At 46.8% G+C, this 17893-nt stretch carries 15 protein-coding genes and 1 pseudogene; 5 read left to right on the forward strand and 11 right to left on the reverse strand.

Annotated elements, in window-relative coordinates:
* Window positions 1-119 precede the first annotated feature (119 nt).
* On the forward strand, window positions 120-713 hold the full coding sequence (locus AC1S5B_RS24760; protein ID WP_482038326.1) for a hypothetical protein: 594 nt from the start codon (window positions 120-122) through the stop codon (window positions 711-713).
* Window positions 714-847: 134 nt separating this feature from the next.
* A complete protein-coding gene (locus AC1S5B_RS24765; protein ID WP_482038327.1) occupies window positions 848-1393 on the forward strand; it encodes a Dps family protein in 546 nt (181 codons plus the stop codon).
* A gap of 139 nt (window positions 1394-1532) precedes the next feature.
* Here AC1S5B_RS24765 and AC1S5B_RS24770 read toward each other — a convergent pair whose 3' ends face one another.
* From AC1S5B_RS24770 to AC1S5B_RS24805, 8 genes and pseudogenes are all read right to left on the reverse strand, one after another.
* On the reverse strand, window positions 1533-2483 hold the full coding sequence (locus AC1S5B_RS24770; RefSeq protein ID WP_482038328.1) for a F0F1 ATP synthase subunit gamma: 951 nt from the start codon (window positions 2481-2483) through the stop codon (window positions 1533-1535).
* Between the two features lie 131 nt (window positions 2484-2614).
* Window positions 2615-4132, reverse strand: coding sequence for a F0F1 ATP synthase subunit alpha (gene atpA, locus AC1S5B_RS24775; RefSeq protein WP_482038329.1), 1518 nt, complete (start codon window positions 4130-4132; stop codon window positions 2615-2617).
* Between the two features lie 52 nt (window positions 4133-4184).
* Window positions 4185-4745 (reverse strand): ATP synthase F1 subunit delta, encoded by a 561-nt coding sequence (gene atpH, locus AC1S5B_RS24780; RefSeq protein ID WP_482038330.1) that lies wholly within the window; start codon window positions 4743-4745, stop codon window positions 4185-4187.
* The gene (locus AC1S5B_RS24785) at window positions 4745-5287 is read right to left on the reverse strand and encodes a F0F1 ATP synthase subunit B (RefSeq protein ID WP_482038331.1); all 543 of its coding nucleotides are present in this window, start codon (window positions 5285-5287) and stop codon (window positions 4745-4747) included. Before AC1S5B_RS24785 ends, atpH begins: the two co-directional genes overlap by 1 nt.
* A gap of 86 nt (window positions 5288-5373) precedes the next feature.
* Window positions 5374-5814, reverse strand: a pseudogene (locus AC1S5B_RS24790) (F0F1 ATP synthase subunit B'); the annotation flags it as partial.
* Window positions 5815-5970: 156 nt separating this feature from the next.
* Window positions 5971-6222 carry an ATP synthase F0 subunit C gene (gene atpE / locus AC1S5B_RS24795; protein ID WP_482038332.1) on the reverse strand — a complete coding sequence of 84 codons (252 nt, stop codon included), beginning with the start codon at window positions 6220-6222 and terminating at the stop codon, window positions 5971-5973.
* A gap of 138 nt (window positions 6223-6360) precedes the next feature.
* Window positions 6361-7110, reverse strand: a complete 750-nt coding sequence (gene atpB / locus AC1S5B_RS24800; RefSeq protein WP_482038333.1) for a F0F1 ATP synthase subunit A — start codon at window positions 7108-7110, stop codon at window positions 6361-6363.
* Between the two features lie 56 nt (window positions 7111-7166).
* On the reverse strand, window positions 7167-7571 hold the full coding sequence (locus AC1S5B_RS24805) for an ATP synthase subunit I (protein WP_482038334.1): 405 nt from the start codon (window positions 7569-7571) through the stop codon (window positions 7167-7169).
* A gap of 531 nt (window positions 7572-8102) precedes the next feature.
* Between AC1S5B_RS24805 and AC1S5B_RS24810 the strand changes: the two genes are divergently transcribed.
* Window positions 8103-11471 (forward strand): phycobilisome rod-core linker polypeptide, encoded by a 3369-nt coding sequence (locus tag AC1S5B_RS24810; protein WP_482038335.1) that lies wholly within the window; start codon window positions 8103-8105, stop codon window positions 11469-11471.
* A 298-nt stretch (window positions 11472-11769) separates the two neighbouring features.
* Here the strand turns inward: AC1S5B_RS24810 and AC1S5B_RS24815 are convergent, their stop codons facing one another.
* Together AC1S5B_RS24815 and AC1S5B_RS24820 are read right to left on the reverse strand one after the other, a co-directional pair.
* A complete protein-coding gene (locus AC1S5B_RS24815; protein ID WP_482038336.1) occupies window positions 11770-13566 on the reverse strand; it encodes a peptidoglycan D,D-transpeptidase FtsI family protein in 1797 nt (598 codons plus the stop codon).
* 11 nt (window positions 13567-13577) lie between these two features.
* Entirely contained in the window at window positions 13578-14159 is a 582-nt protein-coding gene (locus AC1S5B_RS24820) for a hypothetical protein (protein WP_482038337.1), read from the reverse strand.
* Between the two features lie 347 nt (window positions 14160-14506).
* Between AC1S5B_RS24820 and AC1S5B_RS24825 the strand changes: the two genes are divergently transcribed.
* Window positions 14507-14803 (forward strand): DUF3288 family protein, encoded by a 297-nt coding sequence (locus tag AC1S5B_RS24825; protein WP_482038338.1) that lies wholly within the window; start codon window positions 14507-14509, stop codon window positions 14801-14803.
* Between the two features lie 22 nt (window positions 14804-14825).
* Here the strand turns inward: AC1S5B_RS24825 and AC1S5B_RS24830 are convergent, their stop codons facing one another.
* Complete coding sequence (locus AC1S5B_RS24830) at window positions 14826-16352, reverse strand: CPBP family intramembrane glutamic endopeptidase (RefSeq protein WP_482038339.1); 1527 nt, start codon at window positions 16350-16352, stop codon at window positions 14826-14828.
* Window positions 16353-16543: 191 nt separating this feature from the next.
* Between AC1S5B_RS24830 and AC1S5B_RS24835 the strand changes: the two genes are divergently transcribed.
* Window positions 16544-17890, forward strand: a complete 1347-nt coding sequence (locus AC1S5B_RS24835) for a histidine phosphatase family protein (protein WP_482038340.1) — start codon at window positions 16544-16546, stop codon at window positions 17888-17890.
* The last annotated feature ends 3 nt before the right edge of the window (window positions 17891-17893 follow it).

The following is a 17893-nucleotide window of genomic DNA, read 5'->3' on the forward strand; positions in this document are numbered from 1 at the left end:
AAAACTACCAGTCATGAAACTTGCCGTGGGTAGTCACATTCTATCCACATACAGCCTTTATGCTCATATTGAACAGTCTGAAAAAGTTTTTTGCAATTAGAACGCTTCAATGTATGACTATGGCTTCTCAACCTGCCAACCGCTATCGTCCTATTCTTCGCCTTAATGATCTACTTCACCCCATTCAACAACGGGAACGTGCGATCGAGTTTGCAACTTTAGATGAACCGATTGGTCCTTATCCAGATTATTCAAGGGTGTGGGCATCTCCTCGGATGTCGGCTCTATTTTTGACAAAAGCACCTCGTTCTTCCACTCGGCTGAGTGAAGATGCTTATTTTGTGTTGATTAAACAGCGGGTTAGCTGGATGATTCAAACCTGGGTGCAAGCCACTAATAGCAGTCTAGTTGAAACTCAAAAGATGCTAGAAGTAAAGCTTAATTGTTGCGGAAATCATCTGATTGAAGAACCTATCCTGGATGAGGATATTGATGGACAAGCAAACAATCGGATTGCTTCATCAAAGCAGTGGCGAGATGATTGGGCAGAGACTTTGATTGTGACAAGCGATCGCTTCTCAGAATTACTTTCCTTACAAGGGATTAAGTTTCCGGTGCAATCTCTTGATAAAAATCATCCAGAATTTCAAGAATTGCTAGATCTGCATCACGAAGTAGATTTGGAAGCGTGGCTGAGCCTTTTATACTCATAAGCAAATATAGTCATAGGCAAAGAACCGCAAAGACAAAGAGGCTCAAAGGCGCGATCGCAATCCCTTCCTTTGGATGGATGCTCTTCTTCAGCAAAATTGGTGAACTGGTGAGTAGAGTTAACGATTAGAAACCCATGCGCAAGCTAAATATTGGTCTTACAGATAAAGAACGCGAAGGCGTGATTGGTTTGCTAAACAGCAGCCTGTCAAATGTGTACTTACTATTGATCAAAACCAAAAAATACCATTGGGATGTAGTAGGTCCCCAGTTTCGTACCCTACATATGATGTTGGATGAACAATATCAAGCCCTATCGACCTCATCAGATAGCATCGCGGAACGAGTTCGCATCTTAGGCGGTTTTCCCGCTGGCACTGCCGCAGAATTTATTCAGCTAGCGTCCATTGAGGAACGCCCTGGAGTTATCCCCAATGCAACTGAAATGGTGGCAAAGTTAGTAGACGATCATGAAACGGTTATTCGCAGCTTACGGGAGCAAATTGACCAGTGCGGCGACGATTTTCATGATCAAGGCACAGCAGATTTTCTGACTGGTTTGATGGAGCAGCATGAAGAAATGGCGTGGATGCTGCGTTCCTTTATTGAAGGAGAGTCTGTTACTCCTGATGGGAACTTGCCGCTGTCTGCTAAAGTTCCTGCGGCTGCCGGTAAAAACTAGTATCTGCTTTCAGGTGTGGACAGGACTTGCGATCGCTACTTTCACTGATTAAGTAAAACAATCATTTTACTAAAAAGGTGCCTAAGACTTGATAGGCACCTTTTTGAGTTTATTGACTTCAAAGATCTACGCGTTCTAGTTACTTAAGCGCTTCAGCGCCGCCAACTACCTCAAGAATTTCTTGGGTGATTGCAGCTTGGCGAGCTTTGTTATAGGAGCGGGTTAAGGTGCTAATCAGTTGTTTCGCATTATCACTCGCACTACTCATCGCGGTCATCCGAGCAGAGAGTTCGCTTGCAGCAGATTCTTGTAATGCTCTTAGTAGCTGATTATTGAGGTAGAGCGGCAACAGAGTCTCTAAAATCTGTGAAGGCTCCTGCTCAAAAATCATATCCCTCGGAAACTCGCGCCCCGTCATATCAACCTGTTCGCGTGACACTTCAAACTGTCCACCGCGACTAGTAAGGCGAAAGATTTCGTCATCTGGATCTTCAAAGCCTTGAGGATCGAGGGGCAGCAGGGTTTGAATGACGGGGCGAGAACTAATTAGGGACACAAAGCGGGTGTAAATTAGCTCAACCCGATCAACCGTTTCAGAGAGAAAAAGCTCCAGCAATACATCAGCAATCTGAGAGGATTCTGATGCGGTTGGTACTTGCTCTAAGCCGGTAAACGTTTGTGCAATAGGCTGATCTCGGCGTTGGAAGTATTGAGTAGCTTTGCGACCTACTAATACAAGTTGGTAGTCTAGTCCTTCTGCTTTAAGCTCTTTAATCCGGTTTTCAGCCCGCCGAATCACGTTGCCGTTGTAGCCGCCGCACAAACCGCGATCGCCCGTAACGACTAGTAATCCAACGGTTTTCACAGTTCGTTTTTGCAGCAGTGGTGAGCTAGTGTCGTTTTGAAATTTTAGTCGAATCTGCAAGCCATAGAGTACTTGAGCCAAACGATCGGCAAAAGGACGAGTCGCGAGTACTTGCTCTTGGGCGCGACGCACTTTCGCTGCTGCTACAAGTCGCATCGCTTCGGTAATTTTTTTGGTGTTTTTGACCGACTGAATGCGATCGCGAATGATTTTAAGATTTGCCATAACTTGGGAAGTTTTAAGTTTTAAGTTGCGAGTTTTGAATGACTCAGAGCAATTAAAGAGTGAATTAAGTTATGAGTCCTAATGTCAATGATGACTACTGAGAACTCATAACTCAAAACTTATGACACAACCTAAGCAGTGGCTGCGAAGGTTTTCTTAAACTCCGCGATCGCGCCCTTCAGTGCTTCCTCTGCATCCGCAGTTAGCTCTTTCTTTTCGCGAATGATGTCGCCATACTTCGGCGCACTACCCGCCAAATATTCCCGCAAGCCTTTTAGGAAAACGGTGACTTTCTCAACTGGAAGATCATCCAGATAGCCATTGATTCCTGCATAAATGGCAGCCACTTGCTCCCCAACCGAGAGCGGCGAGAACTGGGGTTGCTTGAGAATTTCCCGCAGACGCTGACCCCGCGCTAGCTGATTTTGAGTTGCTTTATCTAAGTCCGAAGCAAACTGGGCAAAGGCTTGCAGATCATCAAACTGCGCTAGCTCCAGTTTCACTTTTCCAGCGACCTTTTTCATTGCCTTCGTTTGTGCGGCTGAGCCAACCCGTGATACTGAAATACCAGGGTTTACCGCAGGACGTAAGCCTGAGTTAAATAAGTCAGAAGATAAGAAAATCTGACCATCTGTAATCGAAATTACATTGGTTGGAATGTAAGCAGATACGTCACCCGCTTGAGTTTCCACAATGGGCAATGCTGTCATACTGCCGCCACCTAAGGCATCACTGAGTTTAGCGGCACGCTCCAATAAGCGAGAGTGGAGATAAAACACATCGCCAGGATACGCTTCCCGACCGGGTGGACGACGGAGCAGCAAAGACATTTGGCGGTATGCCTGCGCTTGCTTCGACAAATCATCGTAGATCACAAGGGTATGCTTGCCTTTATACATAAAGTATTCAGCTAAGCTTGCGCCGGTGTAAGGAGCTAGAAACTGGAGTGATGCGGGATCGTTGGCATTGGCAGCCACGATAATGGTGTACTCCATTGCACCTTGTTCGCGGAAGACGTTGGCAATGTTAGCAACGGTTGAAGCTTTTTGACCGATCGCCACATACACACAAACCACATCTTCACCCTTCTGGTTCAAGATAGTGTCGAGCGCGATTGTGGTTTTCCCCGTTTGGCGATCGCCAATAATCAGCTCTCGTTGTCCTCGACCAATGGGAATCATAGAATCGATCGCGGTGATCCCCGTTTGCATCGGTTCGCAAACCGACTTACGCGCAATAATGCCAGGAGCCGGAGATTCAATCAAGCGCATCTCGGAAAAGGCAATCTCGCCCTTACCATCTAGGGGGCGACCCAAAGCATCGACTACGCGCCCAATCAATGCATCCCCTACCGGAACTTGAGCAATTTTGCCCGTTGACTTGACAACGCTTCCTTCTTCGATGCCGCGTCCGCCGCTCATCAAAACGGCACCCACATCATCTTCTTCTAGATTCAGTGCGATACCAATTGAGCCATCTGCAAACTCAAGTAGCTCGTTTGCCATGACCTGATCCAGTCCGTAGATACGGGCGATCCCGTCACCTACTGACAAAACGGTTCCAACATTAGAGGCTTTGATGCCCTGATCATACTGCTCGATTTGCTGCCGAATAATGCTGCTAATTTCGTCTGGTCGAATGCTTACCATATGATTACTCGCTGTGGAATGAGGGTTAGAAAGTTAAATTGCAAAGGGTGAATTAAGCCACACCGCCTAAGCGAAGAGAAATGCGCCGCAACTGCCCACGGATACTGGCATCAATGACTTGAGAACCAATTTTTATCACCACGCCACCGATCAGTTCTGGATCAAGATTGACCTCTAGCTCAACTTGGTGTGCCCCTGTCAAAGCAATAACTTTATCTTTTAAAGCTTGGGTTTGGTCGTCGGTCAGTTCCCGCACGGTGGTCACTTCAGCAAGAACGACTTGGTTCAGCTTTCTCAGCAACGCTTGAAATTCGCTACAGATTCCTGACAAAAACATGATGCGACGGCGATCGACCAGCAGCATCAAAAAATTTCGAGTGTAAGAATGCAACCCATCCCCAAACACTTGGGATAAGACTGCTTTCTTTTGTTCCAGCTTATAAATTGGGCTGGCAAAAAATTCCTTTAAATCTTCAGAGTTTTTAAGGATTGCAGAAATTGAACTGATGTCATGACCCACTTGTTCAACAATGTTACTCTGTTGAGCGAGCGACATTAGAGCTTGAGCATAACGCTCTAGAATTTCACCTCTAATCATACCTCCGTCTTTCATTAGGCACCTCCAATCATGGCAATGCTGCGATTAATCATATTAGTTTGAAGCTCATCGGTCATACGAGAGGGTAGCTCAGATTCAGCTTTTTGCAGAGCTAGAGTAGATACTCGCTGCCGCAGTTCAGCGATCGCGCGATCGCGCTCCGCGTTTAAATCTTGGCTCAACCCTTCTCGCATCCGCTGAACTTCAACTTCTGCATCCGCTAACAAAGAAGCCTTGAGAGCAACCGCACGATCCTCCGCACTGGAGCGGATTCGAGCGGCTTCTTGCTGAGCTTGAGCTAACTTTTGCTGTTCCTCCGCAAGAGCCGCCGATGCTTTCTGTCTGCGCTCTTCAGCGTCCTTCAACGCAGCTTCTATGTCGCTACGGCGTTCGCTCAAAATCTTTCCTAGAAAACCGCGCCCAAAGTAAACCAAAAGACCGATGACGATCAAAAGGTTGACCAGGTTAGCTTCCAAAATGCTGGCGGCAAATCCACCCTCTTCAGGAGCTTCTACAGCCGCTTCTGCAATCAACCATCCTATTCCCAACATACTCATAACTGCGCCATTCCCATCTTGTATGCCTGTGCAGTACATTCACTTATCTAGCTGCAAAAACTCTCGTTCAGCCCCACTGGAATCTACTAGGCAACTGGAGCGCCCAAGATTTTATCCAAAATCTGATGACTGAGCGAGTCAACTTCTTGCTCCAGCGATCGCATCGCCTCTTGCTTTTGCTGATCTAACTCTTTCTGAGTTTGTTCTTTTTGATTGCGGGCTTCTTCTTGAGCCTCAGCAATTTTACCAGCAACAATCTGCTGGGCATCTGCTTGAGCCGCTGTAATCAGCGCCTGAGACTGCCGACGGGTTTCGGCTAAATCCTGCTCATATTGCTTTGCCAACGTTTCTGCTTTCGACAAACGCTCCTGAGCTTCAACCTGATTACGTCGAATGTAATCACCACGCTCCTCGATCGCCTTAGTTAGAGGCTTGTAGAAGATGGCATTCAAAACAACCATTAGAAGTAAGAATTGCACTGCCATTAATGGCAATGTTGCATCAAAATCAAACATGGTTTTCTTCCCAAAAACTGCTACCGCAACACTGCATGATCAGTGAAAAAATAAAATCCAAAGTGTTGGAAGATCGGTAGAAAACGCAATAAACTGCAAATCTACAACCCTCCCAGTGAAAAGGTAGAGACGCAAGAACGCCTCTACCCACTCCTATTTAATTCACTATCAACCAATAAATGGGTTTGCAAATAGCAAGACCAATGCAATAACCAAGCCGTAGATGGTGAGAGATTCCATAAACGCCAAAGTTAAAAGCAGAGTGCCACGAATCTTGCCTTCCGCTTCGGGCTGACGTGCAATCCCTTCAACTGCTTGTCCTGATGCATTACCTTGACCAATTCCAGGACCAACTGAAGCCAGACCAATTGACAGAGCCGCAGCCAGAACAGAAGCGGACGCAACCGTTGGATCTACCATGACGTTTCCTCTTGATTAATGAACAGAATGATAAACAATCGCAGAACTATGAATGTGAGACTTTTTGCAAAATTCAGGTAAACCTGAATCTAGAATTAAAAGTCCGACATCCAAAAAGGCTTGAGCAGGAAGAAGCGATCAATGCTCTTCATGCTCTTCCCCATGTCCTTCTAGTGCTTCGTGAATATAAGCACCTGCTAAAGTCGCAAACACAAGCGCTTGAATTGCGCTGGTGAAAAGCCCTAGCAGCATGACAGGCAGTGGAACAAATAAGGGCACTAGAAGCACCAAAACCCCAACTACCAACTCATCCGCCAAAATGTTCCCAAACAGACGGAAGCTGAGTGAGAGAGGCTTGGTGAAGTCTTCCAAAATCGCGATCGGCAGGAGTACAGGAGTCGGCTGAACATACTTAGCGAAGTAGCCTAAACCTTTTCTGCTAAAACCGGCATAAAAATATGCCAGCGATACCAGCAGCGCGAGTGCAACAGTGGTATTGATATCGTTTGTAGGAGCTGCCAACTCACCCTCTGGCAGCTTTATCAGCTTCCATGGAATGAGCGCACCCGACCAATTCGACACAAAGATAAATAAGAAGAGAGTGCCAATAAACGGCACCCACGGACGATATTCCTTTTCCCCCAGTTGGTTTTTAGCTAGGTCACGCACAAAATCTAGGGCATACTCCATAAAATTCTGCATTCCGGATGGAATCCGTTGAATATTACGAGTTGCTAAGATTGAGGCAATCACTAGCAGTGAAATAACAAACCAAGAGACAAGAAAAACCTGACCGTGAACCTTGAGATTGCCAATTTCCCAGTAAAAATGTTGACCAACCTCTAGGCTGGCAAGTGGGAAATCAGGAGTAGCAATAAAACTTAGCATCGGACTCCAGCCAGATTCCCAAAGGGTTTCAGTAGTAAAGTTGCTAGTCTGCCTGCCTAACCAGAGTTAGAAGGCATCAGTGTTCGCAGCATGTAGACGATGAGGGCACCCTTGTATGTCAAAAAACCTAGGAAAATTGGCAAAACCTGAAGCTGTTTCCACTGGGTTGCAATGATAATCAACCCAATGAAAATTACAAGTTGAGACTTTCCGATTTGGCTTTTTTCTCTACCAAACTGCCCAACGTTTCGAGCCAACACCTTCAAGTAAACCACACCTGTGCATGCTCCTAGCAAATAATTTAGAGCAATGTTTAAGGAATAGAAGTACCAAACAAAAACAAAGATGATTCCCGTCAAAATAATAGTGGTCAATAACAACTCTTGCTGAAGTTGGTAATACTCCTGCATAGAATCGTTAGGTTCTGCTGGCGAATAATTCAGTTCGGGTACTTCACTCATTTTGGATGTGACTCTTCAATGGTTTAGCCTGGGATCGGCGAACATTTTTTGAGAAACGCTATTGGCTCAATGCTTCTAGATTCGCTTTAGATGCTTAAGCCATCCGCAATAATATCACACATGGTAATAATACTTAATGTCCAATTTAATGTCCAACAAGAATGTCCAACAAGGAGTAAATCGTATTTGATCGCATCAGTTCAGGCGTTCTCAAATCCTCTAAAAGTCGATTGGTTTAGCTTTGTAACAAAAGGTTTCTAGTTTCTCAGCCGAGTTACCCCCATCCTCTATGATTGGTCGATAAATCAAGCGAATTGGGTTCCATACACTTTTTAATAAAAGCTAGTTGAATCTGAATCGTTTTAACCTAAAAATCAAGTGAACTCATTGCTTGATGCCTCTGGTCTTAAAGACTTAACGCTTGGTTGATAAACAGCTTTGTTTTAATCAATGTTGTCTTAGTGATTGGCACGTAAGGTTTTGCTCACGTTTAAAACAGTAACAATCCGTAAAGGGAGCTTTTGAAATCCAATGAGTGTTAAAGCAAGCGGTGGAAGCTCGGTTGCGCGCCCCAACCTTTACCAAACTCTGGCGGTCGCTACAATTTCCCAGGCTGAGCAGCAAGATCGCTTTCCAGCGAAAGGGGAACTAGACGCGCTATCTACTTATTTTAGTTCTGGCTTAAAGCGTCTAGAAATTGCAGAAATGCTCACTCGCAATTCAGACATCATTGTGTCGCGTGCTGCCAATAGCATTTTTACAGGTGGTTCGCCGATGGCATTTCTTGAGAAGCCAGTAGAGGCTCCAGTGATGACGATCGCCGGAACTGCTCTAACCACTGAAGAGGGGATGAAGTTAGGCACTGTTACTTATGGCGATACCAAGAATACCCCCAGTTTTTTAGACGGTATTCGCTCTATTTTTACGGGTACCTCCGATGGCGGTTCGACTCCTGCCAACTTTCGACCGATTAATATTGCTCGCTATGGTCCGAGCAACATGGCTAAGTCTCTGCGCGACTTAAGCTGGTTTTTACGCTATGTTACTTACGCGATCGTTGCGGGCGATCCCAATATCATTGCTGTAAACACTCGTGGGTTAAGAGAAATTATTGAGCGAGCTTGCTCTGGCGAAGCGACTACGGTAGCTTTACAGAAAATGAAAGCCGCCGGATTGAGCTATTTTCGCGATGATGCTGAAGCAGAGGCGATCGTCCGTCAATATTTTGATGTATTAATTACTGAGTTTAAAGGGGCTACTCCTTCTACTCAAGTACGCCAGCGCTCTTCTACCGATCTTCAAGGGCTACAGCTTCCTCAGATCTATGCGAATGCGGCTGAAAAACGGTCTAAATATGCGATGAAGCCTGGGCTATCTGCCACGGAAAAGAATGATGTGGTGAAGGCAGCTTATCGGCAAGTATTTGAGCGGGATATTACTCGTGCTTACTCGCTTAGCATTTCTGACTTAGAGTCTAAGGTGAAAAATGGCGAAATCTCCATGAAGGAGTTTATTCGTCGCTTAGCAAAATCGCCGCTTTATCGCAAAAATTTCTACCAGCCTTACATCAACAGCCGTGCCTTAGAGTTGGCTTTCCGTCATGTTTTGGGTCGTGGTCCTAGTTCCCGTGAGGAAGTTCAAAAGTACTTTTCCATCGTTTCTGATGGCGGTTTACCTGCCTTAGTAGATGCGCTCGTCGATTCCAAAGAATATGCGGATTACTTTGGTGAAGAAACCGTCCCTTACTTGCGTGGTCTGGGTCAAGAAGCACAAGAGTGTCGCAACTGGGGTCCTCAACAAGACTTGTTCAAATACAGTGCGCCCTTCCGCAAAATCCCTCAATTCCTCACGACGTTTGCAAACTACGATCGCCCCTTGCCTGATCAACACGTTTATGGCTCTGGTAACGATCCGCTAGAAATTCAGTTTGGTGCGATCTTTCCAAAAGAAACCAGGAATCCCAGTACCAGTCCGGCTCCGTTTGGTAAAGATACCCGTCGCATTTTAATTAATCGGGGTGCTGGGATTAATAACCAGTTGAGCAATCCCGCAGCGCGGGGTGTGGCTCCTGGCTCTTTGGGTCCCAAGGTTTTCAAGTTTGACCAAAATCCTAGCTATACCGGGAGTTTTGCCAAAGGGCGCGATCGCGGTAATACCAAAGGCATTAGCGTTAAATTTTCTGAAAGCTCAACGCAAGCGATTATTCAAGCTGCCTACCTGCAAGTATTTGGACGGGCAGTATACGACGGGCAGCGTCTCAAAGTTGATGAAATTAAGCTGGAAAGCGGCGAAATCACCATGCGCGAATTTATTCGTCGTTTGGCAAAATCTAACCTCTTCCGTAGCCTCTACTGGACTTCTCTTTATGTCACCAAATCTGTAGAGTATATCCATCGTCGCCTTTTGGGTCGCCCAACCTATGGTCGTCAGGAAATCAACGCCTACTTCGATATTTGCGCCAAGAAAGGCTTTTATGCCCTAATTGATGCCATCATAGACAGCCAAGAATACTCAGAAGTGTTTGGTGAAGATACGGTTCCCTATGAACGCTACGTCACTCCAGCAGGGCTGTCTTTACGGGGCAATCGAGTGGGTTCGATTGCCGATAAGGGCAGCAGAGCAACACCAGAAGAAACGCCACGCTTTGTAGAATTGGCAGCGGCGACAGAATTGCGGACTGAACCAGACATTCAATTCCGGATTAATCAAGGGGTTAGCAAGAAACGCGAACAAACGAAAATCTTTAAGTTGACGAATCTAGCCGATAAAGCAAACTTGAAGCTAGTCATAGGCGCAGCGTATCGACAAGTATTTGAACGGGATGTTGCGCCATATATTGTCCAAAATGAATTTAGCGTTTTAGAAAGTAGACTGGGCAATGGCGAAATCAACCTGAAAGAGTTCATTGAAGGATTAGGAACCTCTAATCTTTACTTGAAAGAGTTTTACACGCCTTATCCCAACACAAAAGTGATTGAGCTAGGCACCAAGCACTTTCTAGGACGCGCACCTTTGGATCAAGCTGAGATCCGCAAATATAACCAAATCTTGGCGACGCAAGGGTTGAAAAGCTTTGTCAGTGCGCTCGTAGGCAGCATGGAGTATAGTCAAGCGTTTGGGGAAGATGTCGTTCCCTATAACCGCTACTTGACTTTACCTGCTGCCAACTTCCCTAACACTCAAAAGCTTTACAACACACTGACTAAGCAAAACAAAGACTTAGTGGTGCCGAGCTTTGAAACGGTGAAAGCTCGGATGGATGGGTCGAAGATGCCGATGATGGGTAAAGCGATAGCAGACATTGCGGCGCAAACTCGTCAGCAAGATCAAGCAAGGGCAGCATTTATCGGGTTGGGTCGCTCCTCTCTCAACGCTTCAGTACAGTCCCTAGACTCTACTGCGGATGTTTCTACTGGCAAATCAGCCCGGATTTATCGAATGAATCCTGGGATGGGATGGGCAGAAACAGAGTTAGTGCTGAATGCCATCTATACCCAGATTATGGATATAGATGGTGAGCAAGTACCAGACCAGTTTAGGAAAGCCGATCTTGATCGCAAATTCCACACTGGAGACATCTGTGTTCGAGAATTTGTCAAAGCCTTAGCCAGTTCAAAGATTTACTGCCGTCGTTTCTATATGCCCTATCCCGAAGCGAAGGTAATTGAATTCTTGTGCCGGCATCTATTGGGTCGTGCCCCTGCTACTCAAGCTGAGATCCACCAATATCTGGAGTTGTTGACAAATCAAGGGCTGGAGGCAACGGTGAACGCGATGGTGGAAAGCGCCGAGTATATTCGCTACTTTGGGGACGATGTGGTGCCTTATCAGCGTCATCCTAATGTACCGATTGGCAACTACCTGGGCAATGTAAAGGCAGATGCAATCTTAGTCAAATAAGCTTCATTGAGTCTAATGCCATTGCTATAGTGCTTTCAAATAACCCCCTGGTTCAGCAATCAGGGGGTTATTTAGTTTACAGAGTGGGCGATCGCACAGTGCGTTTGGACTATATAGATTCTGCACAGGGCGATGCTGCCTTTAAAAAGCCAGAGACTTCCATCGTTCCGAGGGCAATACTTCAGAGGACATATGAAATAACTCAGTTAACTGGAGAAGCTCAGCAGGCAGCAAGCAGCAACGATGCCAGTTCCATAACGGCAGTGAAGCCCCGCGCGATCTTGTGAATTAGTCAGTTTTAGTCTGTGCCGCTCTCTGATTCTGCTCCAACTTCACCCGGAACACTGGGCGGAATATTTTCTAGGGCAGTGAGTGCTTGTAACACTTCTTTGACTACAGGAGCAGCGATCGTACCGCCATAGCCGCCCCCCGCTGGTTCATCGATTACCGCAAGGATGACATATCGAGGTTTGTCAGCCGGAAAAATCGAAACAAAGCTAGTAACATAAGCGCTTTCCGAATAGCCGCCAAACCCATTTGCTTTTTGCGAGGTTCCGGTTTTGCCAGCGACGTGGTAGCCCGGAAGTCGTGCCGCTTTTCCGGTTCCTTGCGTTACCACGCCTTCCATCATCGGTAAAATCGCTTTAGTGGTTGCTGGAGAAAACACTTGCCGCTGCGGGGGCAGTCCAGGTCGCCAATAGAGTCTTCCTTTGCTATCAAACAATCCTTGAATCACATGGGGAGTGACTAATTTGCCACCATTTGCGAGTGTGGCATTAAGTTGTACTAACTTCATTGGCGTGAGGGAGAACCCTTGCCCAAAGGCTGTCACGGCTCGATCAATCCGGCTCTCGACAAATTGTTTGCGGGATTTAAACTGTCCAGGACTTTCGGAGGGCAGATCGACCCCGACGACTCCGCCCATGCCTAATCGCCGGAGCCATGCATAGTAAACTTCTGGCTTTAATGTATCGACAATATGCACCATGCCAACGTTGTAGGAATTGATCACAATGTCGGTGACGGTTTCACTGCCGCCGCTGCCGCCGGTGATTGGCCAGTCATCAACAGAAATAGCACTTGGGTTACTGATGTAGGTATCAGGTTTGATGGTTTTGTTTTCAAGGGCGATCGCTACATTAATCGGTTTAAACGTAGAACCCGGTTCATATAGATCGGTAATTGCCCAAGTTTTATAACGCTCTGATTTTGCTTTGTAATATTCGTTGGGGTCATAGGATGGATAAGATGCCAAGGTCAAGAGCTCTCCTGTATAAGCATCCATCACAATCACCGTGCCTTTTTTAGCACCAACCTTGGTGACTTGCTTTTGTAGGATTGGCTGCACCGCTCGTTGCAAACGAGTATCTAAAGTGAGCCGTAGCTGCAAATCATCTTGGTTCAGAAAGCCGGTTGGGATCTGGTCAGGCATGAGAGAGCCATCTCCCATTTGTCGAAGTCGAATTTCTTGGCTAGGGCGAGTCAAAATGTTTTGCTGACTAAGCTCTAAACCAGCCTGCCCAATATGTTCGCCATCAACAAAGCCGACGATATCGGCAGCCACTTCTTTATAAGGATAGAGCCGCTGTTGATGGGGAATTAGCTCTAAGCCATCTAGCTGTAAATCAATAATACGATTAGAAATATCTTCGATCAGCGAGTATTCAATCCGAACGCCTGTTTCCCCTTCGTTAAACTGTTTGACTAAGCTGGCAACCGAACGATCCATGATTGGAGAAAGCTTTTCGGCAACTTCTTCTTTGGAGAGTTTAAATAGCTTCGGGTGAGCAAAAAGGGAAAAAACAGGGCGATCGAGCGCCAAAATATTCCCACCTCGATCAACAATGTTGCGGCGAGGCATAAAAGGGCGAATTTGAGTTACCTGGTGGCTTTGAGCAATCCCACGCAGCAGACTTCCTTGCACAATTTGGACATAAAACAAGTTAATCACTAAGCAGCCTATCGCCGTGATTAAAAAAAACCATACCAATGCAGCTCGAAAGTTTAGCGAATTTGCCCACCCTAACGATCTAGCTTGTTTAGCGTTTAGCCGATTTCGAGAACGCGGCGTTTGGAAGGAAGAGGGACTACTCATTGCAAAGCATCCTAATAACCTAAAGGCGGTTCGTTAGGTGATGCCTCAGCCTTAATCACCGCAGGAATTGCCGCTGGTTTGACAGTGCGAATTGGAGACGACTCTAAAACTAGTGTGTGCTGCGGAGTTTTGGCAACCAATCCTGAGTTAGGGCTTTCTGCCTGCTGAATAATTTGATTTTTTAACACTTCACTTGCTGCTAACATTTGGCGTTCACTACGCTGCATGGTTTTTAGCTTGCGATATTCTTTGCTCCAAAGCTGCTGCATATAAACAGTGCCGCCATACACCACTAAAGTAGTGACAATCAACGCAAAAGTGACGATTAAAGAGCCGCGCTGAGCCTGCATGAGTAGGCGTAACCAGTTAGGTAGAGGAGGCGCAGGGGGAAGTTTGCGAACGTTGGATGGAACAGGCAGAACGGAAACCGCTGCTGAAGTAGGTTTAGGAGATTTTTTGCTGTGAGCAACTGAAGGAACACCATAAGCAGACTGGGGAGAAGCTTGGTGGCGCGGTGCGGCTTGGCGATTTGTGAAGCGATCGCTACGAGAATCGCGTGGGTTCGGTCGTTGAGATCTCAGTGCTGTTGCCATCCGCCTTGCATCACTCCTAAATCAATCGAAAAAATTGAAGCATCCACAATTTTCTGTAGTCAGTCTACTGCAACAATTGGGTTACAACTACAAATTTATAAAACCTGCTGTTATGAATTGTTTTACCCTTAGCTCCCTGCAATTAGAAGAGAGAACCGGAAAATCCTAAGATCTGCTCTCATCATGGAAAAAGCTTTCGGAATTGTGAGCCTGATTCAGCAACGCTATTTTAATTTTGTTAGGACTGTACTTTGTGGGAATTGGGAAAGTAATATACCTTGTCTAATGGCGATCGTGTCTACCATCGTCTATTTCACAATAAAACTTTATGCAGGAAGGATGAAACTATGAGCCAAGCAGCCGAACTCAAAGACCAACAGCATCCGCAATGGCGGCTTGATCGCCAAACGGTTGATACTCTTTTGGCGGCAAGTGATCCCACCGACCATAACTTAGTGGAACTGGCGCGCCTCCGCATTCGCTATCAAGGCTTTCCGGGTGCAAGAGATATTCAAGCCGACCTAGCCAAAGTACTGGAGCAATGGGGTTTAACCGAAGCAGCCCTGTTTGAAAAAACTCGTAAAATCCACGCGATCGCCCAAGTTTATCGAGGGCAAACCTCCAAGCGGGATGATTGGAGCTAGGAATTTTACGGCTACTTTCTAATCAACCTTGACCTGAGCCAAGCACAACCAGGCTAAGCAACGTGCCGCTATTCCATAGACTATGGAGCAGCATGGATGACAGTAAATTGCGCGATCGCGAATAGACAAAGCCTAACACCATGCCCAAAGTCATCAGTGGCAACACTTCTGAGAGGCTGAGATGGGCAACAGCAAACAGAAAACTACTGAGAACGATTGCGCCCCACACTGGGAAATAGCGCGTTAAAGACGGTAGCAAAAAGCCTCGAAATAAAATCTCTTCAAAAATGGGGGCAGCGATCGCGGCGGTGATAAAGAAGATGGCTAAGGCAAAGCTGTTCTTCCCTTCAAGGGCGATCGGCAAAATGGGATTGCTGCCGCCGCGACCCTGCCAAATTTTTTGGTTCACCAGCGACACCACAACGACTAGGGGCAATGCTGCAAAATAGCCGCCCAACCCCCACCAAAACCAATTGCCTTTCAAGCTAATGTGAAACCAATCTTCTGGCAACGGCAAATAGGATTTGATCGACCAATACAGTACACCCAATCCACCCGCTGCCAACAGCACGTAATTAAACAGAATATATAGAGCCTTACCCTGTTCTCCAAAACCAGCGGGATTCAGTCCGGTTGCCCGTTGCAATACTGCCAGCAAAATCGGCAAGGCAATTTGCCCCACCATAAAAAAGCCCAGAATTAGCACCTGCCAGATAGTTTCGCCATCCCAAGGAGTTATCCAAGGTTGTAAGGTTTCAACAGAGAGAATGGCTTGTTTGCGCTGCAAAACCCATTGTCCAATTACAAAGATCAGAAGACCCATGCCAATCACGCCGCTTAACACCGGAAGACCACCCACGATCGCCAAACTGGTTAAGGCTTTTTCGGCGGCTTGTTGTTCGGAAATTTCTAGTGCCTGCAAATCAGAGGAACGCTGTTGCAGGGTGTATAGCTGGGTTAAAGCGCGATCGCGAAACCAGCCATCCAGGTTTTTTTGAATCTGAGGTTCGGCATCAGGAAGCAACTGAGGTGACTTAGCCCACAGCCCTTGTAGAACTTCTGCCGTTGCTGCTAAAGGGTTTAATCCAGAGTCTACTTCTGCCTGCTGAATCACCTTGTCCCATTCTTTTTCAGCCAGCGCCGTTTCTCCCTGCTGCGATCGCAAAATCCCCAGTTTTAAATCTAGTTCTGCCACTAAGCGAGTCAGCTTGCGTTCAGTTTGCTCTAACGATTCTGGCTGAGCTTTACCGCTGGAATCACTGGCTAACAGGGATTGCGTTTGTTTGAGAGTTTTTTGTACCTGCTGCTGCACATCTTCATATTGCTCCAAAGCGTTTTTGGTTGGCTCTGCACCCAACAATGCTTTCCGAGCCGCATCCATGTTTGGATCATTCTCTTGTAGCGCTGTCGCCCGCAACAATAAATTGGTTTGATATAGTTCCAAACGGCTTTGGATTTGGGGCTGATTCCAGCTATTCAGCAAATCTTGCCCCATCAGAAAGACTGCCAACACCGTCAGCGTTACCAGAATCACCCGCTTAATCGTCATGAAATCCTCAGATTGCTATGGATCTAGGGTACAGGAAATGGCGAATCGCACGTTTCGACTCCGCTCAACACACGCCGAAAAATGGCTAGCTTCAAGTAGGGCGTTAGGAACAGGGTAGAATGCATCTGTCTCAGCGATCGCAGATTGCTTACAACTGCTGAAATCCCTGTCCCCTATCTCCTATTTCTTCTATGGTTACTCGCGTCATTTTGGTTCGTCATGGTCAAAGCAGCTTCAATGTTGAACGTCGAGTCCAAGGCTATTTGGATGAATCAACCCTGACCGCTCAAGGGCAGGCAATGGCGCATCAAGTGGGAGATGCCCTTAGCGAAATTTCGTTTGATGCGGTTTATAGCAGCACTCTCCGCCGCGCAAAAGACACCGCCGAGATTGTATTGTCTCACTTGAAAACTACGCCAAAAACGCCCTTACAAACGGTTGACAGCTTGAAAGAGATCAATTTGATGCTCTGGGAAGGGATGCTATTTGGCGATGTGGAGGAAAAGTATCCCAATGAGTATGAACAGTGGAAGAATTGCCCTCACGAACTGCGAATGCTGATTCCCCAAGAAGGTGGCGAGTCGCGGGACTATTTTCCGGTAGTGGAGTTGTTTGATCGCGCTCAGCAGTTTTGGCAAGAGTTTCTCCCCAATCATGCCAATCAAACGGTGCTACTCGTTGCCCATAGTGGCATTAATCGGGCACTCATTGGCACCGCGATCGGGCTAGATGCCAGTGGCTATCAGGCAGTGCAACAGTCCAATTGCGGCATTAGCGTCCTTAACTTTGCCGGAGGCTGGGGCAATTTGGTGCAGGTGGAGTCGCTGAACCAAACCGCTCATTTAGGCGAACCGATTCCCCAGCCGAGGAAGGGGTATCACACTCGCATCCTGCTGGTGCGTCATGGCGAAACCGAGTGGAACCGCCAGAAACGCTTTCAAGGACAGATTGATGTGCCGCTGAATGAGAATGGGCGATCGCAGTCTAACCAAGCCGCAGAATTTCTTAAAGCCATTCCCATTGATCAGGCGATCGCTAGCCCGATGTTGCGCCCCAAGGAAACCGCAGAGATTATCTTGCAGCATCATCCGGATGTGAAGTTGGGTTTTGAGGACAATCTAAAAGAAATTAGCCATGGATTGTGGGAAGGCAAACTAGAAGCCGAGATTGAACAGGAATTTTCAGGAGAACTGCAACGCTGGCAGCAAACGCCGGAAGTTGTGCAAATGCCAGAGGGCGAAAACCTCCAGCAAGTCTGGGATCGTGCCACGGCTGCTTGGAACGCAATTGTCCAAACGGCGATGAGCCAACCTAAGCCCGGTACAACCCTTGTCGTTGCCCATGATGCTGTTAACAAAGCGATTCTTTGCTATGTGTTGGGCTTAACGCCCGATCGCTTCTGGAGCTTCAAACAAGGGAATGGAGCCGTCAGCGTGATTGACTATGCCGTAGATCAACCGCCAATCATGATGGCGATGAACATTACGGCACACTTGGAGGGTGGTGTGTTGGATAAGACCGCAGCGGGAGCTTTATAGAAT

This window comes from Leptolyngbya sp. CALU 1928 (assembly GCF_056784215.1).